The following is a 25663-nucleotide window of genomic DNA, read 5'->3' on the forward strand; positions in this document are numbered from 1 at the left end:
CTGGTCGGTGGGGTGACGTACTGTTGGGTTCACCGACGCGGGGTGGAGCAGCTCGGTAGCTCGCTGGGCTCATAACCCAGAGGTCGCAGGTTCAAATCCTGTCCCCGCTACTGAAGCCGAAGGCCCGGATCCATCAGGATCCGGGCCTTCGGCGTTGGTGCGTTTTCTCGGGTGCGGCCCCGGTGGGTGGTCTTGTGCCCACCCGTCCGGGGGCTACGCGCTCGCGCAGTTCGGGCAGATGCCCCGGTAGGTGACCTCGACGTCGGAGATCGTGAAGCCGAAGCGCTCCGCGTCCGGAAGGTCCGACAGGGGGTTGCCCATCGGGTGGACGTCGCGGATGGCGCCGCAGCGTGCGCAGACCAGGTGCTGGTGCGGACGGTGCGCGTTCGGGTCGTACCGCTTGGCGCGGCGGTCCGTGGAGACCTCCAGGACCTCGCCCAGTGACACGAGCTCACCCAGCGTGTTGTACACGGTCGCCCGGGAGATCTCCGGGAGCCGCTCGACGGCACGTGCATGCACCTCGTCGGCGGTCAGGTGTACGTGCTCACCGTCGAGGACCTCGGCCACGACGCGCCGCTGCGCGGTCATACGCCAGCCGCGTCCGCGCAGTCGTTCCAACAGGTCACTCATACGTATCAGCCTAACAGCAGGGGGAATCGCGTCCCGAACAGGTGTGAGTTTGGATGCTCACTTGACTTGGACAATGTCCATTGTAGGATCTGGAACGGAATTGGCCAAGGGACAGGACTTGCCGTCGATGACGCAGGACACGCAGGAGGCGCACGTGACCCAGGGACCGCTCACCACGGAGGCCGGCGCACCGGTCGCCGACAACCAGAACAGCGAGACCGCGGGCGTCGGAGGTCCGGTTCTGGTCCAGGACCAGCTGCTGCTCGAGAAGCTCGCGCACTTCAACCGTGAGCGCATCCCGGAGCGCGTCGTCCATGCGCGCGGGGCCGGTGCCTACGGCACGTTCACCGTGACGGCCGACGTCACCAAGTACACCCGCGCGAAGTTCCTCTCCGAGGTCGGCAAGCAGACCGAGACGTTCCTGCGCTTCTCCACCGTCGCGGGCAACCTCGGCGCGGCCGACGCGGTCCGCGACCCGCGCGGTTTCGCGCTGAAGTTCTACACCGAGGAGGGCAACTACGACCTCGTCGGCAACAACACCCCGGTGTTCTTCATCAAGGACGCCATCAAGTTCCCCGACTTCATCCATACGCAGAAGCGCGACCCGTACACGGGCAGCCAGGAAGCGGACAACGTCTGGGACTTCTGGGGCCTCAGCCCCGAGTCGACCCATCAGGTGACCTGGCTCTTCGGCGACCGCGGCATCCCGGCGTCGTACCGCCACATGAACGGCTACGGCTCGCACACGTACCAGTGGAACAACGAGGCCGGTGAGGTCTTCTGGGTCAAGTACCACTTCAAGACCGACCAGGGCATCAAGAACCTCACCCAGGCCGAGGCCAACAAGCTCGCCGGTGAGGACCCGGACAGCCACCAGCGCGACCTGCGCGAGGCCGTCGAGCGCGGCGACTTCCCGAGCTGGACCGTGCAGGTCCAGATCATGCCGGCGGCCGAGGCGGCGAACTACCGCTTCAATCCGTTCGACCTGACCAAGGTGTGGCCGCACGAGGACTACCCGCCGATCGAGATCGGCAAGCTGGAGCTCAACCGCAACCCGGAGAACATCTTCGCGGAGGTCGAGCAGTCCATCTTCAGCCCCGCGCACTTCGTGCCGGGCATCGGCCCGTCCCCGGACAAGATGCTCCAGGGTCGTCTCTTCGCGTACGGCGACGCCCACCGCTACCGCGTCGGCATCAACGCCGACCACCTGCCGGTGAACCGTCCGCACGCCACCGAGGCGCGCACCAACTCCCGTGACGGCCTCCTCTACGACGGCCGCCACAAGGGCGCCAAGAACTACGAGCCGAACAGTTTCGGCGGCCCCTTCCAGACGGACAAACCCCTGTGGCAGCCGGCCGCCGTCTCCGGCGCCACCGGCGAGCACGCGGCCCCGTTGCACGCCGAGGACAACGACTTCGTCCAGGCGGGCAGCCTCTACCGCCTGATGTCCGAGGACGAGAAGGGCCGGCTGATCGAGAACCTGGCGGGCTTCATCGCCAAGGTCTCCCGTGATGACATCGCCGAACGCGCGATCGACAACTTCCGCCAGGCGGACGGCGACTTCGGCAAGCGGCTGGAGGCCGCGGTCCAGGCCCTGCGCGGCTGACACACCAGCACTGGACCGCTTGCCGTAGAGAGAGGGCCGGATCCCCGTCCAGGGGGCCCGGCCCTCTCGCATGCTCCAGTCCTTGTCCGTTGCTAGCCGCTGAGCGTGGCTGCCGTCGTGTGCTGCCGGGCGGCGGGCGTCCAGCACCGGATGATGTCGCGTACGGAGACGACCCCGACGGGACCGTTGGCGTCGAGCACGATGAGATGGCGGAAGCCGCCGTGCGTCATGGCCTCCGCGGCCTCCTCCAGCGTCCAGGAGGGCGCGGCGAAGACGACGTCGGTGGTGGTGTGGGTGCCTGCGGTTTCGCGGTCGGGGTCCTGACCGGCGCCGAGCGAGTTCAGGATGTCCCGCTCGGTGAGGATGCCGAGACCGCTGGTGTCGGTGTCGAGGACGACGGCCGCCCCGACGCGGCGTGTTGCCATCAGCCGGGCAGCTTGCCGGAGGGTGTGTGCGGGGCCGATGGTGAGGACCACCGTGCTCATGGCGTCACGGACGAGCATGGATGGAGCCACCTCCTTGGTGAACCGTTCAACGAGAACCGATTCACAAGTTCACAAGTGGGGGGACTCTCAGGGTTGCAGTGATTCCGGATGCCAACAAGAGGGAGTGCGTCGTCCTTTGGGGGGAACGTGAGCGATGACTCCCGGGGTCCGCCGGTCAGTAGCGCTGGTTGAGGTAGCCCAGCAGCTCCTCGTGCAGCAGCCCGTTCGACGCCGCCGCATTGCCGCTGTGGGGACCGTGCACGCCGTCCAGGCCGGTGAAGGTGCCACCCGCCTCCTGGACCACGATCGCGGGCGCCGCCATGTCCCAGAGGGACAGCTCCGGCTCCGCGCAGATGTCCACCGAACCCTCGGCCACCATCATGTACGGCCAGAAGTCGCCGTACGCGCGCGTGCGCCACACCGCCCGGGTCAGGTCGAGGAAGCCGTCCAGCCGCCCGTACTCCTCCCAGCCGCTGATCGAGGAGTACGCGAACGACGCGTCGGCGAGCCGGGAGACCTTCGAGACCTGGAGCCGGGTCGCCGACGACAGGCTGCGGCCCGTGTATGCGCCCGCGCCCTTGGCCGCCCACCAGCGGCGGCCCAGTGCCGGTGCCGACACAACGCCGACGACCGGGTGGTAGCCGCCCTCGCCGGCCTCCATCAGGGAGATCAACGTCGCCCAGACGGGAACCCCTCGGACGTAGTTCTTCGTGCCGTCGATCGGGTCGATGACCCAGCGCCGCGGGCCGGTGCCCTCGATGCCGTACTCCTCGCCGAGGATCGCGTCACGCGGCCTGGCGCGCTGGAGCTGGGAGCGGATCAGCTCCTCGGCCGCCTTGTCGGCCTCGCTCACCGGCGTCATGTCCGGCTTGGTCTCGACCTTGAGGTCGAGCGCCTTGAACCGGGCCGTCGTCGCCGCGTCGGCGGCGTCCGCGAGGACATGGGCGAGACGCAGATCATCGTGATAGTCGGCCATGGTCGAACTCTATCTCCGAGGCCTGAGGCGGGTCCGGCCCCTCCCGTCCCCTGGTCGGGAGCGGCCGATGGCCGCAGGCGCCCTTGACAGCGCGTGGTCGCCCGTCAACTCTGAGCGCAGAGCCGCAGGGCCCCGGAGGTCCGACTGGGAGGCCACGATGCCCGCAGCGCGAGAAGCACTGCTGAACGCCGCTCTCGTTGCGCTGTCCCATCTGCCCTGGTCCGGGATCCGGATGGTCGATGTCGCCTCCGTGGCGGGGGTCTCCCGCCAGACGCTCTACAACGAGTTCGGCAGCAAGGACGGCCTCGCCCGCGCGCTCGTGCGGCGCGAGGCCGACGCGTACCTCCACGGGGTCGACCGGCTGCTGCTCCTGGAGCGTGCCGCGGGCAGGGTCGAGCAGCTCGTGGCCGTCGCCGAGTGGACCGTCGGCGAGGCCCGCACCAGGCCGCTGCTTCGTGCCCTGCTCACCGGCTGCTGGGGGGAGCGCCTGCCCGCACCGCGTGCCGTCCTGCCCGCCGCCCGCTCCGGGGTGCCCGCGCAGCGCCGCGCGGACGCCGGCCATCCCGCCCCCGCCGAGCTGGCCGCGGCCGTACGGGACCGCTCGCTCGCCGCATGGGAACAGAGCGCCCGCAGCCGTACCAAGGAGGAGGCCGCCGAGGTCGCCCACCGCTGTGAACTGGCCGTACGGCTCGCGCTCTCGTACGTCGTCGCGCCCGCCCCCGAAGGGGTCGGTCAGCTGGTCCGTACGGCCCTCAGTGGGCCGGGCTCGAGAGCTGCAGGCCGATGACGCCGCAGATCACCAGGACGATCGAGACGATCTTCAGGGTCGAGGCCACTTCCCCGAGGAAGATCATTCCGTAGATCGCGGTGCCCGACGCGCCGATGCCCGTCCACACCGCGTACGCGGGGCCGACGTCGAGCTTCCGCAGCGACAGCGTCAGCAGGCCGAAGCTGCTCATTGCGAAGATGGCGAATGCGATCGTCGGCCACAGACGCGTGAAGCCGTGCGACAGCTTGAGGCAGATCGCGAATCCCGTTTCCAGAAGCCCAGCGACGACTACGAGCAGCCACGCCATGGTCAGGTGCCTCCCGTGTCCGCGTCAGTGACTGCTTCGTCTCACTTGGTGCGATTATGCACTTACCAGCCGCGGTCGCTCGCAAACGTGCGCGGCTCAGTCGCCTTCGCGTCGCTCGCGAGTGGCCAGCAGTCGCCTCAGTGAGTACAGACGCGCGGGATCGGCGTTTCCCTGAGCCACCCACTCGTCGAGTGCGCAGTCGGGCTCGTCGTGCGAACAGGCCCGCGGACACCCCTCCGTGCCCGGCTCCAGGTCCGGGAAGGCGTGGATGACGAGGGACGGGTCGACATGGTGCAGCCCGAAGGAGCGCACGCCCGGGGTGTCGATCACCCAGCCGTTGTCCTCGCCGGCGAGGGGGAGTGCGAGCGCCGAGGTGGTGGTGTGCCGCCCGCGGCCCGTGACCGCGTTCACCACGCCGGTGCTGCGCCACCGGTCCTTCGGGACCAGGGCATTGACCAGGGTCGTCTTGCCGACGCCGGAATGGCCGACGAACGCGGTGGTCCGGCCCCTGAGGTGCTCGTAGACCCGCTCGGCCGCGACGCCGCCCACGAACTCGTCGCGGGTGGTGACGACATGGGGGATACCGAGCGCGCCGTACATCTCCAGCAGTTCGTCGGGCGGGGCCAGATCCGACTTGGTCAGCACCAGCAGCGGCTCCAGGCCGCCGGCGAAGGCCGCGACCAGACAGCGGTCGATCAGCCGCGGGCGCGGCTCCGGGTCGGCAAGGGCCGTCACGATCGCCAGCTGGTCGGCGTTGGCGACGACGACGCGCTCGTAGGGATCGTCGTCGTCGGCCGTGCGGCGTAGGACGGACCGGCGCTCGCCGATCCGGACGATACGGGCGAGTGTGTCCTTCTTGCCGGACAGATCGCCGACCAGCTGGACCCGGTCGCCGACCACGGCGGCCTTGCGCCCCAGCTCGCGAGCCTTCATCGCCATGACCGTGCGGTCGTCGACGAGGCAGGTGAGCCGGCCCCGGTCGACGGTCAGGACCATGCCCTCCGCCGCGTCCTCGTGCTTGGGGCGGATCGACGTACGGGGACGATTGCCCTTGGGGTTGGGGCGCTGACGGATGTCGTCCTCGTCGGTGTGCTTGCCGTAGCGGCGCATCTCTTGCCGTCCCTGCTCAGTTGCCCGCGAGCATGTCGGTCCACATCCTCGGGAAGTCCGGCAGGGTCTTGGCGGTCGTCGCCACGTTCTCGATCTGCACTCCCTCGACGGCGAGGCCGATGATCGAGCCGGCCGTCGCCATCCGGTGGTCGTCGTACGTGTGGAACACCCCGCCGTGCAGCGGGCGCGGGCGGATGTGCAGCCCGTCCTCGGTCTCGGCGACATCGCCGCCGAGCTCGTTGATCTCCTTGGTGAGCGCGGCCAGGCGGTCCGTCTCGTGGAGGCGCAGATGGGCGACGCCGCGCAGCGTCGAGGGGGAGTCGGCGAGCGCCGCGACCGCGGCGATGCCCGGGGTCAGCTCGCCGACCTCGCTCAGGTCGACGTCGATGCCGTGGATCCGGCCGGTGCCGGTGAACGTCAGCCCGGCGTCGGTCAGTTCGCAGGAACCGCCCATTTCGGTGAAGATCTCACGCAGCGCGTCACCGGGCTGGGTGGTGCGCTCGGGCCAGTCGCGGACGGTGACACGGCCGCCCGTCACCAGTGCGGCCGCCAGGAACGGCTGGGCGTTGGACAGATCCGGCTCGACGGTCAGGTCCCGGCCCAGCAGCGCGCCGCTGCGCACCCGCCAGACGTTCGGCTCGCCCCCGGTCTCCGGCTCGTCGACCTGCGCCCCGACCGTACGGAGCATGTCGACGGTCATCCGGATGTGCGGCATCGACGGCAGCGTGGAGCCCACGTGCCGCACCTCCACGCCCTGGTTGAAACGCGGGGCCGAGAGCAGCAGGGCGGACACGAACTGCGAGGACGACGAGGCGTCGATCTCCACCGGGCCGCCGTCCAGCGCCCCGCCGCCGTGCACGGTCATCGGGAGCGCGCCCCGCCCGTCGTCGTCGATCCGGGCGCCCAGGGCACGCAGCGCGTTGATCACGCCGCCCAGCGGACGCTCGTACGAGCGCGGGTCGCCGTCGAAGCGGATCGGGCCGTCCGCGAGGGCGGCGACCGGCGGCAGGAAGCGCATCACGGTGCCCGCGTTGCCGACGTCGATCGTGGCGGGGCCGTGCAGCCCGGCCGGGATGACCCGCCAGGCCTCGCCGCTGTCCGGGCCGCCGGTGGAGGTGGAGCTGGAGGAGACGGTCTCCTCGATGCCGACGCCCATGGCCCGCAGGGCCTCGGCCATCAGCAGCGTGTCGCGGGAGCGCAGCGGGCGGCGCAGCCAGCCCGGCTCGGCGGCCAGCGCCGCGAGGACCAGTCCTCGGTTGGTGACCGACTTGGATCCGGGCACGGTGACCGTCGCATCGACAGACCCGCTCGCATGCGGGGCGGGCCAGAGGGCGGGGTGCTCGGCGTGCACGGGGGTATCGGTCATGGCCTTCACTTTAGTGGGCGGCAACCACCCCGGGTGTTCCCCGACCGGTCACAGACCGAGCAGCCAGCGACCGCCGCCGATCAGCGAGCACAGCGATACGGCATGGAAGAGGAAGAACCACATCGCGGGCGGCACATACGTCAGCCGTGCCAGCTGGTCCGCGTCCGAGTCGGGCGCACCTCCGTGCCTGCGCTTCGCCTGCAGCTCGAAGGCCGGCCGTACGCCGCCGAGCAGCAGGAACCACACCGCGGCGTACGCGAACGCCGCCTGCACCGCCGGCTCGGTCAGCCAGGACACCAGCAGGAATGCCGCACCGGTGAGGATCACGGTGAGCGCTCCGTACGCGTTGCGGATCATCACCAGCATCGCGATCAGCAGCGCGGTCGCCACCCACAGGAGCAGCGTGATGCGGTGCGCGGCGAGCAGCCAGGCACCGCCGAGGCCGAGCAGCGGTGGAGCCGTGTAGCCCGCGGCCGCGGTGAGGATCATGCCGAGGCCGGTCGGCTTGCCGCGGCTGACGGTGAGGCCGCTGGTGTCGGAGTGCAGCCGGATGCCCTGCAGGCGGCGGCCGGTGACCAGGGCGATCAGGCCGTGGCCGCCCTCGTGGGCGATCGTGATCGCGTTGCGGGACAGCCGCCACAGCGCGTGCGGGACCACCGCGACGAGGGCGAGCGCGGCCGTGCCTATGACCAGCCACTGCTCGGGCGCGGGCTGGATGCCGAAGATTTCGGGAGTGGCCATTTCCGGGGTGGCTCCTCGGGACGCTGGGGGTCGTGGCAGTGTGGCACTCATGTGCGGAAGGTATGCAGCGAGTCGCAGGCCCGAGGACCTGACGGGACTCTTCCAGATCGAGAAGTGGGAACCGGCGGAGACCCTGGCACCCGACTGGAACGTGGCCCCGACGAAAGAGGTCTACGCGGTACTCGAGCGTCCTCTGAAGGACGCGGACGACCGCCGTCCGGTTCGCCAGCTGCGGAAACTCAAGTGGGGACTCGTCCCCTCCTTCGCCAAGAACCCCGAGGGCGCGGCCCGGATGATCAACGCCCGTGCGGAGACCGTCCATGAGAAGCCCTCGTTCCGCCGGCCCTTCCTCGCCCGCCGCTGCATCCTGCCCGCCGACGGCTACTACGAGTGGGTCACCGGCGCGGACGAGCGCGAGCTGGAGGTGGAGGGGAAGAAGAAGCGGCCCCGCAAGCAGCCGTACTTCGTCACCCCGGCCGACGGCTCGGTCTTCGCGATGGCCGGGCTGTACGAGTTCTGGCGCGACCGGACGCTGCCCGACGACCACCCCCAGGCCTGGTGGGTGACCTGCTCGGTGATCACGACGGAGGCGGAGACGAGCCCACTGGCGGTCGCGCCCGCCGACGGCCCGCGCTCGCTGTCCGACATCCACCCGCGCATGCCGCTGATGCTGACGGAGGACCGCTGGGACGCATGGCTCGACCCGGTGCGTACGGATGTGGACGAGCTGCGCGCGCTGCTGGCGCCGCCGCCGCCCGGGCTGATGCGGGCGTACCCGGTGACGACGGCGGTCAGCAACGTCCGCAACAACGGCCCGGAGCTGCTGGAAGAGCTGGAGGCCCCTGAGGTGGGCACGCTCTTCTGAGATCTCCGGGGCTGGTGGTGTGACACTGCTTACGTGACACAGAGCGAGATCGTCGAGACACCGGCGGGGGATGCCCGCATCACCTGGCACCCCGCCACCGGCAGGGCCCGGCTCGTGCTGGCCGTCAGCCATGGCGCGGGCGGCGGCATCGGGGCGCGTGATCTGCAGGCACTCGCCGAGGAGCTGCCCGCCGCCGGAGTGACCGTGGCCCTCGTGGAGCAGCCCTGGCGGGTGGCCGGCAAGCAGGTCGCACCCGCACCGAAGACCCTGGACACCGGCTGGCGGGGGCTGTGGCCCGCGCTGGAGGAGAAGGGGCTGCCGATCGTCGCGGGCGGGCGCAGCGCCGGGGCGCGCGTGGCCTGCCGCACCGCGCGTGAGCTGGGCGCCCGCGCCGTACTCGCGCTGAGCTTCCCCCTGCACCCGCCGGGCAGGCCGGAGAAGTCCCGGGCCGACGAGCTGCTGGGCGCCGGGGTGCCCGTACTCGTCGTCCAGGGCGGCAACGACCCCTTCGGGAAGCCGGAGGAGTTCCCCGAGGGGGAGTACGAGCTGATCGAGGTGGACTCCGCGGATCACGGGCTCTCCGTGCCCAAGCGGGCCGCGCTGACCCAGGAGGAGGCGCTGGCCGTGGTCGTCGACGGCGTACGGAAGTGGATCACCGCGCAGGCCTGAACCTGCCCGATCATGACGGCCGTGCGCGCCCGGGAATAGCCGAGGGCCGGCCCTCTGTTGTGTCCGACGTCAGTGCAGGAGCTTGGAGAGGAAGTCCGTCGCATGGGTTCGACCATCTGCCCCAGTCGTTCGCACGCCTCTGACCTGGAGTGGACGGTCCTTCCGGCGGTCGGGACCGGCGCCATTCGGGCGGCGGGCGGAGCGGTTGGTCGTCTATCCTCCGATTCGAGCGGGTCCGGTTTCGGTCTCGCCACAGCGTTGGAGGAGGTGGGTCCGGTCACTGGGACCGACGACGGCCGTACGGAAGAGACGACCGCCGAGCGCAACGCACGATTCGAGCGGGACGCTCTCGGCTTTCTCGACCAGATGTATTCGGCCGCGCTCCGCATGACGCGGAACCCGGCCGACGCAGAGGATCTCGTACAGGAGACGTACGCGAAGGCGTACGGCTCGTTCCACCAGTTCCGCGAGGGCACGAACCTCAAGGCCTGGCTGTACCGCATCCTCACGAACACCTTCATCAACTCGTACCGCAAGAAGCAGCGCGAGCCGCAGCGCAGTGCCGCCGAGGAGATCGAGGACTGGCAGCTCGCGCGCGCCGAGTCCCATATGTCGACCGGCCTGCGCTCCGCCGAGTCCCAGGCGCTCGACCACCTGCCGGACTCCGACGTGAAGGAAGCGCTGCAGGCGATCCCCGAGGAGTTCCGTATCGCCGTCTATCTGGCGGACGTAGAGGGCTTTGCCTACAAGGAGATCGCGGACATCATGGGGACACCCATCGGTACGGTGATGTCCCGACTGCACCGGGGCCGCCGCCAGTTGCGCGGAATGCTCGAGGACTACGCCCGTGAGCGCGGGCTGGTCCCCGCCGGCGCCGGGGAGTCGACGAACGATCTGAAAGGCTCGGGCTCATGAGCTGCGGAGAGCCGCACGAGACGGATTGCGCAGAGGTTCTCGATCATCTCTACGAGTTCCTCGACCATGAGATGCCCGACGCCGACTGCACCAAGTTCGAGGTGCACTTCGAGGAGTGCTCTCCGTGTCTGGAGAAGTACGGCCTGGAGAAGGCGGTGAAGAAGCTCGTCAAGCGGTGCTGTGGCCATGACGATGTGCCGGTCGATCTGCGGGCCAAGGTCATGGGCCGGATCGAGCTGATCAGGTCGGGCGAGGCCGTGCCGGAGCATGATGTGACGGCGGCGGAGGCGGATGTGCCGACCGCGAAGGCGGAGTAGCCGCTGCCGTAGAGAAGTGGGTGAGGGGCGCGCCGGATGGGTGCGCCCCTTCGTCATGCGCCGGCCGCTCATGCGCTCGTCCCTTGTGCGCCGGCGCACGCCCGGGATCCGGTCCGCGGAGATCGCTCGTGTCACCCGATGGTGCTAATCGGTCGTTCTCAGCCGCCGGGGATCGGTCAACTCGCTAGCCTGACGCTCTATTTGAGGCGGCCGAGGAGGGCTGAGGGCGGGTGAGAGACATCCCCGGCGGGGCGCGCGTGTTGATTCTCTGCGCCGTGGCGTGCGCCGGCGCATGCGTGCTCGCCTCGGTGCTCTCCGGAGCCGACGTGCCCTGGAGCGCGGTCGCGCTGCTCGCCGGGGTCTATGCGGTGTGCGAGATGCCCGCCCGCTTCCCGTTCCTCGGGCGGTTCCTGGGCGGGTCCGTGCCGATGGGTGCCGGATCGTTCTTTCCCGTGCTGCTGGCGGCGGCGCTGCTGCTGCCGCCCGCCGCGGCGGCGCTGGCCGCGGTGCCGGGTGCGCTGGTCGCCCACGTCGAACAGCGGCCCGCGGGTGTACGGAGGGTCTGGCGTGCCGCCCAACTCGCCCTGGCCGCCTGGGCCGCGTCCTGGGCGGCCCTGCTGTGCGGAGGGATCGGCACCACCCCCGCCTTCCCGCGAGCGCTGCTGCCGGCGGGGGCCGCCGCGCTGGCGTTCTGCCTGGTGCTCAGCGCGCTCGACGGGGCCGTCCTGGCCACTGCCGAGCGGCTGCCGGTGCGGGCGGCCTGGCGCGGGCTCCTGCCCGGCTCGCTCGCCCCGCACACCGTCCACGGGCTGGCCGGGCTGATGATGGCCGTGCTGTGGCGCAGCCCGTACGGCCCCGTCTCCGCGCTGTTCGTGCTCCTGCCGATGTACATCTCCTGCTGGGTCTTCGCCCAGTACCACCAGGAGCAGAGCGCCCACCGTTCCACCATCCGGGCCCTCGTGCAGGCCGTCGACATCAAGGACGAGTACACGCGCGGCCACAGCGAACGCGTGGGGCAGGCGTCCGTACTGATCGCGCGCGAACTGGGCATGGACGAGGAACGGCTGGAGGTGCTCCGCTTCGCCGGGATCCTCCACGACGTGGGCAAGCTGGGCGTGCCCACGCGGGTGCTGCGCAAGGACGGGCCCCTCACACCGGACGAGCGCCGCGTCATCGAGCTGCACCCGGAGTACGGGCACGAGATCGTGCGCGGCATCGGCTTCCTCGGCGAGGCCAGGGCCGCGATCCTCCATCACCACGAACGCCTCGACGGCAGCGGCTACCCGTACGGACTGGCCGGCCGCCAGATTCCCGAGTTCGCCCGTGTCGTGGCGGTCGCCGACGCCTTCGACGCGATGACCTCGACCCGCTCCTACCGACGGGCCCGCCCCGTCGCGTCGGCGGTCGAGGAGCTGAAGCGCTGCGCGGGCACCCAGTTCGACCCCCAGATGGTCCGCGCCCTCGTCCGCGCCCTGTCCCGCCACGGCTGGCAGACGGCCGTCACCGCGGACGAGCCCCTGCCGGGGGCGGTGGGCCACCCCGCCGGCGCTCCGGCCGGCCCGGCCGACCCATGCGCCCCGGTACCCGCGGGCGGGCCGAGCCACGCCGCAGGTGCCGCCGGAGCCCCCTCGGCGCCCCCGGCGCCCGTTCCGGCCTCGGCCGCCGCCACGCGCCACGCCGCCGGCCCGGCCTCGCCGGCAACCGGCTTCCCCGCCACCGCCCCGGTGCCGGGCACCGGCGACCGACAGGGACGCGGTCCCGCCCCCGTGCCCGACGCACCGGACCCGGCCCGCACCTCGCCCGGCCCCGCCGCGGACCTGGGTGGGCCCGGCGCGGTTACGGATGACCCCGCAGCGGACCCCGGCGACCGAGTGCGCCGCGTCGTCGACGCCGTCGTCGGGGCGCGGGCCGCCCGGGGCCTGGCCGACAGGCGGCGGGGCGGATGAGACGACGGGTCCCGCGGACCGTCGCGGGTGTGTACGGGGCTGCCGCGGCGCTCACCGGGGCAGGGCTCGGGTGGACCTTGTGGACCGGGATCGAGGAGCCTGGGATCGCGCTGGCGTTCGGGGTGCTCATCGCCGTCGGGGAGCTGGCCCGCTGGGGCGCGCTGCCGGGGGAGCGCGAGCCCGCGCCCCTCGGCTCGGCCGGGGCGCTGGCGTACGCGCTGCTCGACGAGACCGCCGGCAGGAGCAGCACGCACGGCGTCCTCCAGGTGGTCGCGGTCGTCGTCGCAGGTGCCCTCGCCGGAGTCGTACCGCACATCGCACGAGGCCGCGGCCCCGCACTCGACCAGGTGGCCCGTCGCGTGCTCACCGTCGCCTTCGCGGCGGTGTGCTTCCAACCGCTCCACCACTCCGGCGAATTGGCCGACCGCGTCGGCAAGGGCCCGTACTACGCGCTCTACCTGCTGCTCCTCCTCGTGCTCACTGCGCTCTGCGACGCCGTGCTCGCCGCCCTGATGCTACGCGCGCGCACCCGCTACCCGTACGGCCCGCTGCTCCGCGACGAACTCCGCTCGCTCCTCGGCATCGGCTCCGCCGTCTGCGCCACCGGCGCGGTCATGGCGCTCGGCGTCGCCGTCGCCGGACTCTGGGCGCTCCCCGTCTTCTGCGTACCGCTGCTGCTGACCCAGCTGTCCTTCCGGCGGTACGCGGCGGTACGCACCACCTACCGCCAGACGATCGCCTCGCTCGCCCGGGCCACCGAGATCGCCGGCTACACCCCCCACGGCCACGCGCACCGCGTGGCCGCGCTCAGCACCGCCGTCGGCCGGGAGCTGGGACTCTCCGGGCCCGAGCTGACGGTTCTGGAGTACGCGGCGCTCATGCACGACATCGGGCAGCTCTCCCTCGTCGACCCCGTACCGGAGGGTGCCACCGCCCGGCTCCCCGCCGCCGAGCAGCGCCGTATCGCCCTGCTGGGCGGCGCCGTGGTCCGCCAGACCGGCGTTCCCGCGGCCGTCGCGGTGGTCGTGGAGCGGCAGGCGGACCCGTACCGGGAGCAGCCGCTCCCCGCCCGTATCGTCCGTGCCGTCAACGCGTACGACGATCTCACCGGTGAAAATGCCAAAGGCGCACTCGGCGCACTGGAAGAGCTCCGCCTGGGGACCGCGCACGACTACCAGCCGGAAGTCGTGGAGTCCCTCGCCCGCGTCCTGTCCCGTGAGGGATGCGGCCCGCAGGGCTTCCGTTGACGGTGGTGACGGGAGACGGGCGGGCGGTCTGGCCCCCTCCAGGCCTGGGTAACCCATGGGTAATGAGCGGGCGTCCGACCGGGCATGGTTGGATGCGAATGAAGGCAGAAAGAAGAGACACGGCTACAAAGACACAGACAGCCATGTGTCCGGGGGAAGTGACCCGAGCGACCGGCAGGCGGGAATCGTGAGGATCTTCGGGAAGGTACGGCATCGGCCCTCCGCCTCTTGGCGGCAGGCCACCGACCGCGCGTTCACGCTGATCGGCGACGGCCGGTACGAGGACGCGGGCGCGCTGCTGACCCGCGCAGCGGACCTGGAGCCCTGGCTCTCGGAGTCCTGGTTCAATCTGGCGCTGCTGCACAAGTTCCGGCACGACTGGGAGCAGGCGCGCGCCGCCGGCCTTCGCGCCGTCGCGCTGCTCGACAAGGAGACCGGCGCCCCCGACTGGTGGAACGTGGGTATCGCCGCCACCGCCCTGCAGGACTGGCCGCTGGCCCGCCGCGCCTGGCAGGCGTACGGGCTGCGGGTGCCGGGCGAGGCCGCCGCGAGCGGAGAGCCCGTCGGCATGGAGCTGGGCAGCGCGGCCGTACGGCTGTCGCCCGAGGGCGAGGCCGAGGTCGTGTGGGGCCGCAGGCTCGACCCGGCCCGCATAGAGGTGCTGTCGATCCCCCTGCCGTCGTCCGGCCGTCGCTGGGGCGAGGTCGTCCTGCACGACGGCGTACCGCACGGTGAGCGCACCACCGCCGCTGGACACAGTTTCCCCGTCTTCGACGAGATCGAGCTCTGGGCGCCCTCGCCCGTCCCGACCTGGGTGGTGCTGCTGGAGGCCGCCGGGGAGGAGGACCGGGATGCGCTGGAGCAGCTCGCCGCCGACGCCGGTTTCGCCGCCGAGGACTGGTCGTCCTCCGTACGGCTGCTCTGCCGCGCCTGCTCCGAGAGCCGGATGCCGAGCGCCGAGGGCGACGGCGAGCACCTGGACCCGCACGACCACAGTGAGCCGGGCCACCCGGGGCCGCTGGGCCATCGCACGGCCGGGGACCTGTGGGTGCCGGAGCGCGAATGCGGGATCGCGGCGCCCGCCGGTCTGGTGCGCGGGCTGCTGGACGGCTGGGTCGCGGACAGCCCGGACAGCCGTGAGTGGCGGGATCTCGAGGAAGTCTGCTGACGCAGGGCCTTAGGCTGTACGGAACAAACAGACGGGCACCGAGGAAGGCGTACGGCGGACAATGGCGCAGCAGGAGACGGACCAGCACACGGACCAGCAGGTCAACGATGGTTTCGTCGTGGACACGGAGGACTGTGAGGAGCGTGAGCGGGCGTACCGCGAGCGCGGCACGGCCCGTCCCATCACCGTCGTCGGCAACCCCGTGCTCCACAAGGAGTGCAACGAGGTCACCGAGTTCGACGACAAGCTCGCGGCGCTGATCGACGATATGTTCGCCAGCCAGCGGGCGGCGGAGGGCGTGGGCCTGGCCGCCAACCAGATCGGTGTGGACCTGAAGGTCTTCGTCTACGACTGCCCGGACGACGAGGGCGTACGTCACACCGGCGTTGTCTGCAACCCGGTGCTGCAGGAGCTGCCGCCGGAGCGCCGTGTGCTCGACGACTCGAACGAGGGCTGCCTGTCCGTTCCGACGGCGTACGCCTCGCTGGCCCGGCCGGACTACGCCGAGGTGCACGGGCAGGACGCGGAGGGCAAGCCGATCAAGGTGCGCGGCACCGGCTACTTCGCCCGCTGCCTGCAGCACGAGACGGACCACTTGTACGGCTACCTGTACATCGACCGGCTGTCGAAGCGCGACCGCAAGGACGCGCTGAAGCAGATGGCGGAGGGCACGCCGCGCTACGAGACCGTGCCGAACGACTGACGTCGCATTCCATGTGGTGAGGGCCCCGTTCCGGTGACCGGTGCGGGGCCCTCACCTTGCCGCCATTGGGCGGACAAATGACGGCTGTCCACGCCCTGTTGACGCGCGTTGACCGGACCGCCAGTCTCGGGCGTGCACGCGCTCATCCCCATCCTGTGGACTCGTCATGGAGGGCCGATGCCCAGACGCACCGCACGATTCCTGCTGTCCTTTGTCATGCTCATGGCCGCCTCGCTCGGTGGTGTGATGGCCACGGCCGGCACCGCCCACGCCGACGGCTGCTACACCTGGTCCCGGACCCTCTCGCAGGGGACATCCGGCGCCGACGTCACCCAGCTGCAGATCCGGGTCGGGGGCTACCCCGGCTACGGCGCGGTCCTCGCCGTCGACGGCGACTACGGCCCGGCGACAGCCGCCGCCGTCAAGCGCTTCCAGTCGGCGTACGGGCTCACCGCCGACGGCATCGCAGGACCCCAGACCTTCAACAAGCTCTACGCCCTCCAGGACGACGACTGCACCCCGATCCACTTCACCTACGCCGAGCTCAACGACTGCAACTCCACCTGGTCGGGCGGCGCGGTGAGCGCGGCCACCGCCAAGTCCAACGCGCTGCGCACGATGTGGAAGCTGGAGGCCATGCGCCACGCCCTCGGCGATCAGCCCATCACCGTGACCAGCGGCTTCCGCTCGTACGCCTGCAACAGCGCGGTCGGCGGGGCCTCCGACAGCCGCCATCTCTACGGCGACGCGGCCGACCTCGGCGCGGGCCCGCACTCCCTGTGCAAGCTCGCCCAGCAGGCCCGCAGTCACGGCTTCAACGGGATCCTCGGCCCCGGCTACCCGGGCCACAGCGACCACACCCACGTCGACCACCGCGCGAGCCGCTACTGGTCGGCGTCGAGCTGCGGAATCTGACCCCGGCCGGATCGCTCACGCGGCCCTGACAGGCCCGCGGAACGTACGGCGGTACGCGTTCGGCGTCGTCCCGAGCGTGCGCAGGAAGTGGTGGCGCAGAGCGGCCGCGTTGCCGAATCCGGCGCGGCCCGCGATCGCGTCCACCGTGTCCTCCGTGGCCTCCAGCAACTCCTGCGCCAGCAGCACCCGCTGGCGCAGGAGCCAGCGGTACGGCGTGGTACCCGTCTCCTGCTGGAAGCGGCGCGCGAAGGTCCGCGGCGACATGTGCGCCCGTGCCGCCAGCTGCTCCACGGTCAGCTCGCGGTCGAGATGGCGCTCCATCCAGGCGAGCACCTCGCCGACCGTGTCGCAGCGGGTACGCGGCAGCGGCCGGTCGATGTACTGCGCCTGGCCGCCGTCCCGGTGCGGCGGTACCACCATCCTGCGCGCGATCTTGTTGGCGACCTCCGGGCCGTACTCGCTGCGTACGAGATGCAGGCAGGCGTCGATCCCGGCCGAGGTGCCGGCCGACGTGATGACCGGGCCGTCGTCGACGTACAGCACATCGGGGTCGACGAGCGCCCGCGGATGCCGGCGGGCCAGCGCGTCGGCATACCGCCAGTGGGTGGTGCAGCGCCGGCCGTCGAGCAGCCCCGCGGCCCCCAGCACGAATGCCCCGGCGCACACGGACAGTACGCGCGCCCCACGGTCGACGGCCGCGCGCAGCGCCTCCAGCAGCGCCTCGGGATACTCGCGCTCCACGTAGTGGCTCCCGGTCGGCACGGCGATGAGATCGGCCTCCGCGAGCCGGTCGAGCCCGTGCTCGACGTCCAGCGTGAACCCGGCGTGGGTGCGCAGCCGGGGCCCCTCGGCGGAGGCCACGGCGAAGTCGTGGACGGGGAGTCCTTCGTCGCTGCGGTCCAGGCCGAAGACCTCGCAGAGGACCCCGAGTTCGAAGGGGTGTACGCCGTCGAGCAGGACGACTGCCACGTTCTTCAACATGGCCTCAGTGTGGCAGTAATTCGACGATTGGCGACAGTCCTGCCACTGATATTTCCGAGCCCCGAGGACGACAGTGGAGGACATGAACACATTCCTCAACTACCTCGTCACCCTGGGAGTTCTCCTCCCTCTCGGTCTTCCTTCGCTCGTCGGGTACGCGAGGGACCGCGCCATCGACCGCCAGCTGCGTGAGGCGGAGCGCGCCGGCGTTCGCCATGACCGCGAGGTGGGCGACGCCGTGTACGTGGCCCGCTCCCGGTCGGCTCTGCCGAGCAGCGGTGCCCAGCGGCCAGGGACACACCGCAGGCACAGTCGGTCCGCACCAGGGGTATGCGCTTAGGTCCGGTCTCCTCGATCACGAGCCGTTCCTGGACACGATCGGGAACCCAGCATGCAGCGCTGCGAGTTGTTACTGGCGACGCTTCCTTCTCGTGAACTCCTCTGTCGACGTCGTCATCAAGACGGATGCCGCCGTCGGTGCGGTCCTGCCCCAAGACTCCTTGGAGCAGGACCACGACTCGTGATCAGAAGTCCTCGTCCAGGTCCACCGATCCCTCGACGGCCACCTGATAGGCGGACGGCCGGCGCTCGAAGAAGTTGGTCAGCTCCTGGACGCCCTGGAGCTCCATGAAGGAGAACGGGTTCTCGGAGCCGAAGACCGGAGCCAGGCCGAGGCGGCGGAGACGGTCGTCGGCCACGCATTCCAGGTACTGGCGCATGGAGTCGGTGTTCATGCCGGGCATACCGTCGCCGCACAGATCACGGGCGAACTGAAGCTCGGCGTCCACCGCCTCCCTGATCATCGCGGTGATCTGCTCGTCCAGCTCGGCATCGAACAGCTCCGGCTCCTCCTTGCGGACGGTGTCCACAACTTCGAACGCGAAGGCCATGTGACAGCTTTCGTCGCGGAACACCCAGTTGGTGCCGGTCGCCAGACCGTGCAGCAGCCCCCGCGAGCGGAACCAGTACACGTACGCGAAGGCGCCGTAGAAGAACAGCCCCTCGATGCACGCCGCGAAGCAGATCAGGTTCAGCAGGAAGCGGCGGCGGTCGGCCCGGGTCTCCAGGCGGTCGATCGTCTCGACCGAGTCCATCCACTTGAAGCAGAACTGGGCCTTCTCGCGGATCGAGGGGATGTTCTCGACGGCGGCGAAGGCGGCCGTGCGGTCCTCGGGATCGGGAAGGTACGTGTCCAGCAGGGTCAGATAGAACTGGACGTGCACGGCCTCCTCGAAGAGCTGGCGGGAGAGGTACAGCCGCGCCTCGGGGGAGTTGATGTGCTTGTAGAGCGTCAGCACCAGGTTGTTCGCGACGATGGAGTCGCCGGTCGCGAAGAAGGCCACGAGCCGGCCGATCAGGTGCTGCTCACCGGGGGAGAGCTTGGCGAGGTCGGCGACGTCGGAGTGGAGGTCGACCTCCTCCACCGTCCACGTGTTCTTGATCGCGTCCCGGTAGCGCTCGTAGAAGTCCGGGTAGCGCATCGGGCGGAGCGTCAGTTCGAAGCCCGGGTCGAGCAGATTCTTCGTTTCCGTGGTCGTCATTACTGGCACGCCTCGCAGGACTCGGGGTTCTCAAGGGAGCAGGCGATCGCGTCGGCATCGGGGGCCGCCTGCTGTACGGGGACGGTGGTGGCGGCCGGCTTCGCGCCGGAGGCGGCACGGGCGATGCGGGTCGCCGGGCGGGAGCGCAGGTAGTACGTCGTCTTCAGGCCCTGCTTCCAGGCGTACGCGTACATCGAGCTGAGCTTGCCGATGGTCGGCGTCTCCATGAACAGGTTCAGCGACTGCGACTGGTCCAGGAACGGGGTGCGGGCCGCCGCCATGTCGATGAGGCCGCGCTGCGGGATCTCCCACGCCGTGCGGTACAGCTCGCGCACATCCGCCGGGATCCAGTTCAGGCCCTGCACCGAGCCGCTGGAATCGCGCAGCGCCTCACGGGTCTGTGCGTCCCAGACGCCCAGCTTCTTCAGTTCGTCCACCAGATAGGAGTTGACCTGCAGGAACTCGCCGGACAGCGTCTCGCGCTTGAAGAGGTTGGAGACCTGCGGCTCGATGCACTCGTACACCCCCGCGATCGAGGCGATGGTCGCGGTCGGCGCGATGGCGAGAAGGAGGGAGTTGCGCATCCCGGTTTCGGCGATCCGGGCCCGCAGCGCCGCCCAGCGTTCCGGCCAGTTGAGCTCGACGTCGTAGTGGTCCGGGTGCAGCACACCGCGCGCCGCCCGGGTCTGCTCCCAGGCGGGCAGCGGGCCGTTCCGCTCTGCGAGGTCGCAGGACGCCTCGTACGCCGCGAGCATGATCCGCTCGGCGATACGCGTCGACAGGGCCTTCGCCTCCGCCGAGTCGAAGGGCAGCCGCAGCTTGAAGAAGACGTCCTGCAGGCCCATCGCGCCGAGGCCCACCGGGCGCCACTTGGCGTTGGAGCGGCCGGCCTGCTCGGTCGGGTAGAAGTTGATGTCGACGACGCGGTCGAGGAACGTCACGGCCGTACGGACGGTCTCGTCGAGCCGCTCCCAGTCGATGTCACCGGCCGGCGTGACGAACGCGCCCAGGTTGACCGAACCCAGGTTGCAGACCGCCGTCTCGCCGTCGTCCGTGACCTCCAGGATCTCTGTGCAGAGGTTGGAGGAGTGGACGACACGGCCCGGCTCGGCGGTCTGGTTCGCGGTCCTGTTGGAGGCGTCCTTGAAGGTCATCCAGCCGTTGCCGGTCTGGGCGAGCGTGCGCATCATCCGGCCGTACAGCTCACGCGCCGGAATGGTCCTGCGGGCGAGGCCCACCGCCTCCGCCTTGCGGTACGCGGCGTCGAAGTCGTCGCCCCACAGGTCCACGAGCTCGGGCACGTCGGCGGGGGAGAAGAGCGACCAGTCGGCATCCTCCTGCACCCGGCGCATGAACTCGTCCGGGATCCAGTGCGCCAGGTTGAGGTTGTGCGTACGCCGCGCCTCCTCGCCCGTGTTGTCGCGCAGCTCCAGGAACTCCTCGATGTCCGCGTGCCAGGTCTCCAGGTAGACACAGGCGGCGCCCTTGCGGCGGCCGCCCTGGTTCACGGCGGCGACGGAGGAGTCGAGGGTCCGCAGGAACGGCACGATGCCGTTGGAGTGGCCGTTGGTGCCCCGGATCAGCGAACCGCGGGAGCGGATGCGGGAGTACGAGAGCCCGATCCCGCCCGCGTGCTTCGAGAGCCGCGCGACCTGGTGGTAGCGGTCGTAGATGGAGTCGAGCTCGTCCAGCGGGGAGTCCAGCAGATAGCAGGACGACATCTGGGGGTGGCGGGTGCCGGAGTTGAAGAGCGTGGGGGACGAAGGCAGATAGTCCAGCCGGCTCATCAGCCCGTACAGCGCGGCGACTTCGTCGAGGGCGCGGAGCGAGTCGTCCTCGGCGAGACCGGCGGCCACGCGCAGCATGAACTGCTGCGGCGTCTCGATCACCTTGCGCGTGATCGGGTGCCGGAGGAGATAGCGGCTGTAGAGCGTGCGCAGACCGAAGTAGCCGAAGCGGTCGTCCGCGACGGGGTCGATCAGCGCGTCGAGCCGGGCGGAGTGGGCATGTACGAACGCGGCTGTGCGGTCCGCGATCAGGCCCTCGCGGCGGCCGACGGCGATGGAGTCGGAGAAGGCGGCCGCCCCCTGTGAGGCCGCCTCCTCCGCGATGGTGAGGCTGAGCAGCCGGGCCGCCAGTCGCGAGTACGCCGGGTCCTCGGAGATCAGCCCCGCGGCCGCCTCGGTCGCGAGCTCCCGCAGCTCGGCCTCGTCCGAGCCCGCGTGCCGGCCACGGAGCGCGGCGGCGGCGACCCGGCCCGGGTCGGTGTCGGGGAGATCGGCGGTGAGGTCGGTCAGGATCCGCAGCAGCGCGGTGCCTGGACCGTCGGCTCCGTCGGCGCGCTGCGTTGAAGCAGGATCGGGCGGCGCGATGGTCACGGGGTGCTCTCCCTCGCTCGGCTCGGGGCCGGCGGGGTGCTCGGGGCACGGGCGCACGCCTGTGGGGGCAGGTGCTCCGCGTCCACCGGCCTTTTCCGCGAGGCCCGGACGTCTTGGCACCCGGGCCGGATGGTCCGGGCGCACCGTGGGCAGGTCTTTGGACTCGTCGGCGCGCGTAAAAGCACACCGGCACACCATTGCGGGACAGTTCCGGATTCCCACCGGATTCCCCTGCGCGACAGCGAGCATGAGCATACATGTGGGGGCGGGGAGTTGCGTCACCCCCCACATGTTGTGTCGCGAGGCTCGCTGGAGCGCTAGAGCTCCAGGGCGTACGTCAGCAGGGGCAGCAGCCCGGGGACCGGCTCCCAGTCCCGCTCAGGGGTCCGTACGAAGCCCAGGCCCGCGTAGATGCGGTGCGCGGTGTGCATGGTGTGCTGCGTGGACAGCACGAGCCGTACGCAGCCGTCCGTGGCCCGTGCCCGGTCGACGCACGCCCGCACGAGGGCCTCGCCGGCACCCTGGCCGCGCCCCTCCTTCGCCACGGCGAGCATCCGGAACTCGGCCTCGCCTGCGCGTGCGATGTCGGCCCATGGTCCGCCGGACGCAACGAACGTCACCCCGCCCAGCACCTGCCCCTCCGGGCTCACGGCGACGAGCACCTCGGCGTCCGCGGCCCGTGCCGCCACGTCCCGCAGGACGTGCAGATACTCGTCGCTCTCCCCGAAGTCGAGCAGCCCGTCCCCGAGATACGCCTCCGCGGTGATCGCCCCGAGCACCTCGTACTCCGCGGGCTCGGCGCGCCTGATGATGAAGTCCATGCGGGTCAGTGTTCCGTACGGGCCGGAAGATCCGCCCCGCCGCGAAAAGGCGATCGGCGCAGGCTCGGTGAGCCTGCGCCGATCGCGAACGGGTCCTCCCGGTGGGTCAGTGCGTGCTCGCGCCGACCTTGGGGAGCTCCACCTGGACGCCCGCGTCCCCCGCGTCCGCCGTGTAGTCCTCCGGGGACGTCTCGTCGACCCCGTCCGGCGCCTTCACCGCGCGCAGGACGAATGTCAGGACGACCGTGACCACCACGTTCAGCACAAAGGCCGTCAGGCCGATGTAGCCGATCTCCCCGATCCCGGGGATCTCCGCCGACGACCCGCCGAAGTGCTTCTGCGTGGGGCTCGCGACCCCGTACGCCGCCAGCGTGCCGTACAGCATGCCGGCCGCCCAGCCCGCGATCAGCGCCCAGCGGTGGAACCACCGGGTGAAGAGACCGCCGACCAGTGCCGGGAAGGTCTGCAGGATCCAGATGCCGCCCAGCAGCTGGAAGTTGATGGCGACCGTCTTGTCCATCGTCAGGACGAAGACCAGCGCGCCCACCTTCACCAGCAGCGACACCAGCTTCGACACCTTGGTCTCCTGCTCCGGCGTCGCGTCCGGCTTCAGGAAGTCCTTGTAGATGTTCCGCGTGAAGAGGTTCGCCGCCGCGATCGACATGATCGCCGCCGGCACCAGCGCGCCGATGCCGATGGCCGCGAAGGCCACGCCCGCGAACCAGTCGGGGAACATGTTCTCGAACAGCTGCGGGATGGCGAGCTGACCGTTGGTCACCTTCACGCCGGCCGCGATCGCCATGAAGCCGAGCAGCGCCAGCAGCCCCAGCATCAGCGAGTACAGCGGCAGGATCGTCGTGTTGCGCCGGATCACGTCACGGCTGCGCGAGGACAGCGTCGCCGTGATCGAGTGCGGGTACATGAAGAGCGCGAGCGCCGATCCGAGCGCCAGCGTGGCGTAACCCCACTGGCCGAGCTCCCCGGGCACCAGCGCGCCCCGCGGCTTCTCCGTGGCCGGGTTGATCTGCGCGAACGCGTCGCCCGCCTTGGCGAAGATGTCGTCGAAGCCGCCGAGCTTGATCGGGATGTAGATGATCGCGACCGCGATCACGATGTAGATCAGCGTGTCCTTGACGAAGGCGATCAGGGCCGGCGCCCGCAGCCCGGACGAGTACGTGTACGCCGCCAGCACACCGAAGGCGATCAGCAGCGGCAGGTCCTTGATGAACCAGTTCGTGTTCTCGCCGCCGCCGACGCCCATGACGTCCAGCACCGCCTGGATGCCGACGAGCTGCAGCGCGATGTACGGCATCGTCGCCAGGATGCCGGTGACGGCGACCGCCAGCGACAGCCCCTTCGAGCCGAAGCGCCCGCGCACGAAGTCGGACGTCGTCACGTAGCCGTGCTTGTGCGACACGGACCACAGCCGCGGCAGGAAGGTGAAGATCAGCGGGTAGACGAGGATCGTGTACGGCACCGCGAAGAAGCCTGCCGCGCCTGCCGCGTAGATCGCGGCGGGTACGGCGACGAAGGTGTACGCCGTGTAGAGGTCGCCGCCGAGCAGGAACCAGGTCACCCAGGTGCCGAACGAGCGGCCGCCCAGGCCCCATTCGTCGAGGCTGTTCTCGTTCTCGGCCCTGCGCCAGCGCGACGCGAGGAAGCCCATGACCGTGACGGCCAGGAAGAAGAAGATGAAGACGGCGAGTGCGACGCCGTTCACGCCGTCCTTCACTTCGACGCCCCTTCCTTGCGGGCGCGCTGGTCACGCTGCCAGAGCGTGTAGGCGACCATGGTCAGCGCCGTCGATATGACGACCCAGAGCATCTGGTACCAGTAGAAGAACGGGATCCCGGCAACGGTGGGCTCGACCTTTGCGTACGAGCTGACCCAGAGCATCGCGACGAACGGTGCGATCAGGCAGAGGGCCACCACTGCCCGTACCGGGGTGACGACCGGTTTTCTGTGTTCGGGTACTTCGGACATGAGCGGCTCCCGTCCCGTCGCTGATCAGCGGTGCTGATGTAACGCGCACGAAATCTAGGGGACGGTTCCGCTTGATGGAACCCTGGTCCGGATAACGGACGAGGCAATCGCCCAACGGCTCGGCTCAGCCGCTCGGCGGCCGAAATCGACCGCTCGGCGGCTGATTCCGACCGCTCAACCCCTCATGTGGACCGCTCGGCCCGCCTTCGGGGACTCAGTCCGCACCCAGCCCGTCAGCCCGTCAGTCCGCCTCGGGTCGCTGCAGCCTCGCCACGCTGTGCTGTCCCGGGGGTACTGCATCGGATTTGCGGCTGCGCCGCGGGCCGGACCCCCAGCCGTCAGTCCGCCTCGGGTCGCTGCAGCCTCGCCACGAACTTGTACCGGTCCCCCCGGTACACCGACCGCACCCACTCCACCGGTTCGCCGTTCCTGTCCAGCGAGTGCCGGGACAGCATCAGCATCGGCAGGCCCACGTCCGTACCCAGCAGCCCCGCCTCGCGCGGCGTGGCCAGCGAGGTCTCGATGGTCTCCTCGGCCTCTGCCAGATGGACGTCGTACACCTCGGCCAGCGCCGTGTACAGCGACGTGTACTTGACCAGCGAGCGCCGCAGCGCCGGGAAGCGCTTCGCCGACAGATGCGTCGTCTCGATCGCCATCGGCTCGCCGCTCGCCAGTCGCAGCCGCTCGATCCGCAGCACCCGTCCGCCCGGCGAGATGTCCAGCAGCCCGGCCAGCGTGTCGTCGGCTGTGACGTATCCGATGTCCAGCAGCTGGGACGTGGGCTCCAGGCCCTGCGCCTTCATGTCCTCGGTGTAGGAGGTGAGCTGGAGGGCCTGCGACACCTTGGGCTTCGCGACGAACGTGCCCTTGCCCTGGATCCGTTCCAGCCGGCCCTCGACGACCAGCTCCTGGAGGGCCTGCCGCACGGTCGTGCGCGAGGTGTCGAACTCGGCGGCGAGGGTGCGCTCGGGCGGGACGGGCGTGCCGGGCGGCAGCGTCTCCGTCATGTCGAGCAAGTGCCTCTTGAGCCGGTAGTACTTGGGCACGCGCGCGGTACGGGTTGCCGCCCCGCCCTCCGTCTCCGTGCCACCCCCGTCCGTGGCCATGGCCTGCCTTCCCGACTCGTGTGCTGCTGCCGTCACCGGCACCTCCGTCTGTTGCGGCTCACATGGTGGCACGGTCCGGTCACGGGTCGTCGCCCTCCCCTCAGGTGTCGGTCCGATA

General features: G+C 70.5%; 24 protein-coding genes, 1 tRNA gene and 1 pseudogene. 12 read left to right on the plus strand and 14 right to left on the minus strand.

The window, feature by feature from the left end; all coding sequences use genetic code 11:
- Positions 1 to 36 precede the first annotated feature (36 nt).
- Positions 37 to 110: transfer RNA gene (locus tag ACWCXB_RS01090), tRNA-Met, on the plus strand.
- A 103-nt stretch (positions 111 to 213) separates the two neighbouring features.
- Here ACWCXB_RS01090 and ACWCXB_RS01095 read toward each other — a convergent pair.
- Positions 214 to 630 (minus strand): Fur family transcriptional regulator, encoded by a 417-nt coding sequence (locus tag ACWCXB_RS01095; RefSeq protein ID WP_450717638.1) that lies wholly within the window; start codon positions 628 to 630, stop codon positions 214 to 216.
- Between the two features lie 154 nt (positions 631 to 784).
- On the opposite strand from ACWCXB_RS01095, the gene ACWCXB_RS01100 reads away from it, so the two are divergent.
- Positions 785 to 2236, plus strand: a complete 1452-nt coding sequence (locus tag ACWCXB_RS01100; protein ID WP_450717640.1) for a catalase — start codon at positions 785 to 787, stop codon at positions 2234 to 2236.
- Positions 2237 to 2328: 92 nt separating this feature from the next.
- Here ACWCXB_RS01100 and ACWCXB_RS01105 read toward each other — a convergent pair whose 3' ends face one another.
- Together ACWCXB_RS01105 and hisN are read right to left on the minus strand one after the other, a co-directional pair.
- On the minus strand, positions 2329 to 2739 hold the full coding sequence (locus tag ACWCXB_RS01105) for a CBS domain-containing protein (protein WP_450717642.1): 411 nt from the start codon (positions 2737 to 2739) through the stop codon (positions 2329 to 2331).
- A 157-nt stretch (positions 2740 to 2896) separates the two neighbouring features.
- Positions 2897 to 3697 carry a histidinol-phosphatase gene (gene hisN, locus ACWCXB_RS01110; protein WP_450717644.1) on the minus strand — a complete coding sequence of 267 codons (801 nt, stop codon included), beginning with the start codon at positions 3695 to 3697 and terminating at the stop codon, positions 2897 to 2899.
- 157 nt (positions 3698 to 3854) lie between these two features.
- On the opposite strand from hisN, the gene ACWCXB_RS01115 reads away from it, so the two are divergent.
- Positions 3855 to 4484, plus strand: a complete 630-nt coding sequence (locus ACWCXB_RS01115) for a TetR/AcrR family transcriptional regulator (protein WP_450717646.1) — start codon at positions 3855 to 3857, stop codon at positions 4482 to 4484.
- On the opposite strand, the gene ACWCXB_RS01120 is transcribed toward ACWCXB_RS01115, so the two are convergent.
- From ACWCXB_RS01120 to ACWCXB_RS01135, 4 genes are all read right to left on the minus strand, one after another.
- Positions 4450 to 4773 (minus strand): DMT family transporter, encoded by a 324-nt coding sequence (locus tag ACWCXB_RS01120; protein WP_351232452.1) that lies wholly within the window; start codon positions 4771 to 4773, stop codon positions 4450 to 4452. The genes ACWCXB_RS01115 and ACWCXB_RS01120 overlap by 35 nt on opposite strands.
- Before the next feature lie 96 nt (positions 4774 to 4869).
- Complete coding sequence (gene rsgA / locus ACWCXB_RS01125) at positions 4870 to 5883, minus strand: ribosome small subunit-dependent GTPase A (protein WP_450717648.1); 1014 nt, start codon at positions 5881 to 5883, stop codon at positions 4870 to 4872.
- 16 nt (positions 5884 to 5899) lie between these two features.
- Positions 5900 to 7249: a 3-phosphoshikimate 1-carboxyvinyltransferase gene (aroA, locus tag ACWCXB_RS01130; protein ID WP_450717650.1), complete on the minus strand. Its 1350-nt coding sequence runs from the start codon at positions 7247 to 7249 to the stop codon at positions 5900 to 5902.
- 48 nt (positions 7250 to 7297) lie between these two features.
- Positions 7298 to 7990, minus strand: a complete 693-nt coding sequence (locus ACWCXB_RS01135; RefSeq protein WP_450717652.1) for a M50 family metallopeptidase — start codon at positions 7988 to 7990, stop codon at positions 7298 to 7300.
- A 49-nt stretch (positions 7991 to 8039) separates the two neighbouring features.
- On the opposite strand from ACWCXB_RS01135, the gene ACWCXB_RS01140 reads away from it, so the two are divergent.
- From ACWCXB_RS01140 to ACWCXB_RS01180, 9 genes and pseudogenes are all read left to right on the plus strand, one after another.
- Entirely contained in the window at positions 8040 to 8855 is an 816-nt protein-coding gene (locus ACWCXB_RS01140) for an SOS response-associated peptidase (protein ID WP_450717654.1), read from the plus strand.
- Positions 8856 to 8888: 33 nt separating this feature from the next.
- A complete protein-coding gene (locus ACWCXB_RS01145) occupies positions 8889 to 9524 on the plus strand; it encodes an alpha/beta hydrolase family protein (protein WP_450717656.1) in 636 nt (211 codons plus the stop codon).
- Between the two features lie 267 nt (positions 9525 to 9791).
- Positions 9792 to 10439, plus strand: a complete 648-nt coding sequence (locus ACWCXB_RS01150) for a sigma-70 family RNA polymerase sigma factor (protein WP_450717658.1) — start codon at positions 9792 to 9794, stop codon at positions 10437 to 10439.
- Positions 10436 to 10756, plus strand: a complete 321-nt coding sequence (gene rsrA, locus ACWCXB_RS01155; protein WP_450717660.1) for a mycothiol system anti-sigma-R factor — start codon at positions 10436 to 10438, stop codon at positions 10754 to 10756. The genes ACWCXB_RS01150 and rsrA overlap by 4 nt, the downstream gene beginning before the upstream one ends.
- 230 nt (positions 10757 to 10986) lie before the next feature.
- A pseudogene (locus ACWCXB_RS01160) lies at positions 10987 to 12324 on the plus strand (HD-GYP domain-containing protein); the annotation flags it as partial.
- 374 nt (positions 12325 to 12698) lie between these two features.
- Positions 12699 to 13949, plus strand: a complete 1251-nt coding sequence (locus tag ACWCXB_RS01165; RefSeq protein ID WP_450717662.1) for an HD-GYP domain-containing protein — start codon at positions 12699 to 12701, stop codon at positions 13947 to 13949.
- Positions 13950 to 14136: 187 nt separating this feature from the next.
- Positions 14137 to 15117 carry a tetratricopeptide repeat protein gene (locus ACWCXB_RS01170; RefSeq protein WP_450717664.1) on the plus strand — a complete coding sequence of 327 codons (981 nt, stop codon included), beginning with the start codon at positions 14137 to 14139 and terminating at the stop codon, positions 15115 to 15117.
- A 61-nt stretch (positions 15118 to 15178) separates the two neighbouring features.
- Positions 15179 to 15820: a peptide deformylase gene (gene def / locus ACWCXB_RS01175; protein WP_450717666.1), complete on the plus strand. Its 642-nt coding sequence runs from the start codon at positions 15179 to 15181 to the stop codon at positions 15818 to 15820.
- A 177-nt stretch (positions 15821 to 15997) separates the two neighbouring features.
- Entirely contained in the window at positions 15998 to 16735 is a 738-nt protein-coding gene (locus tag ACWCXB_RS01180) for a D-Ala-D-Ala carboxypeptidase family metallohydrolase (RefSeq protein ID WP_450717668.1), read from the plus strand.
- Between the two features lie 15 nt (positions 16736 to 16750).
- Here ACWCXB_RS01180 and ACWCXB_RS01185 read toward each other — a convergent pair whose 3' ends face one another.
- The 7 genes from ACWCXB_RS01185 to ACWCXB_RS01215 form a co-directional block, all read right to left on the minus strand.
- Positions 16751 to 17716: a helix-turn-helix domain-containing protein gene (locus ACWCXB_RS01185; protein ID WP_450717670.1), complete on the minus strand. Its 966-nt coding sequence runs from the start codon at positions 17714 to 17716 to the stop codon at positions 16751 to 16753.
- 524 nt (positions 17717 to 18240) lie between these two features.
- Complete coding sequence (locus tag ACWCXB_RS01190; protein WP_450717672.1) at positions 18241 to 19257, minus strand: ribonucleotide-diphosphate reductase subunit beta; 1017 nt, start codon at positions 19255 to 19257, stop codon at positions 18241 to 18243.
- Positions 19257 to 21635, minus strand: coding sequence for a ribonucleoside-diphosphate reductase subunit alpha (locus ACWCXB_RS01195; RefSeq protein WP_450717674.1), 2379 nt, complete (start codon positions 21633 to 21635; stop codon positions 19257 to 19259). The genes ACWCXB_RS01190 and ACWCXB_RS01195 overlap by 1 nt, the downstream gene beginning before the upstream one ends.
- Before the next feature lie 317 nt (positions 21636 to 21952).
- Positions 21953 to 22456: a GNAT family N-acetyltransferase gene (locus tag ACWCXB_RS01200; RefSeq protein WP_450717676.1), complete on the minus strand. Its 504-nt coding sequence runs from the start codon at positions 22454 to 22456 to the stop codon at positions 21953 to 21955.
- Between the two features lie 106 nt (positions 22457 to 22562).
- Positions 22563 to 24188: a monocarboxylate uptake permease MctP gene (gene mctP / locus ACWCXB_RS01205; protein WP_450717678.1), complete on the minus strand. Its 1626-nt coding sequence runs from the start codon at positions 24186 to 24188 to the stop codon at positions 22563 to 22565.
- Positions 24185 to 24439: a DUF3311 domain-containing protein gene (locus ACWCXB_RS01210; protein WP_450717680.1), complete on the minus strand. Its 255-nt coding sequence runs from the start codon at positions 24437 to 24439 to the stop codon at positions 24185 to 24187. Before ACWCXB_RS01210 ends, mctP begins: the two co-directional genes overlap by 4 nt.
- 338 nt (positions 24440 to 24777) lie before the next feature.
- Positions 24778 to 25545, minus strand: a complete 768-nt coding sequence (locus ACWCXB_RS01215) for a GntR family transcriptional regulator (protein ID WP_450718182.1) — start codon at positions 25543 to 25545, stop codon at positions 24778 to 24780.
- Positions 25546 to 25663: the final 118 nt, after the last annotated feature.

This window comes from Streptomyces sp. NPDC001514 (genome assembly GCF_053597075.1).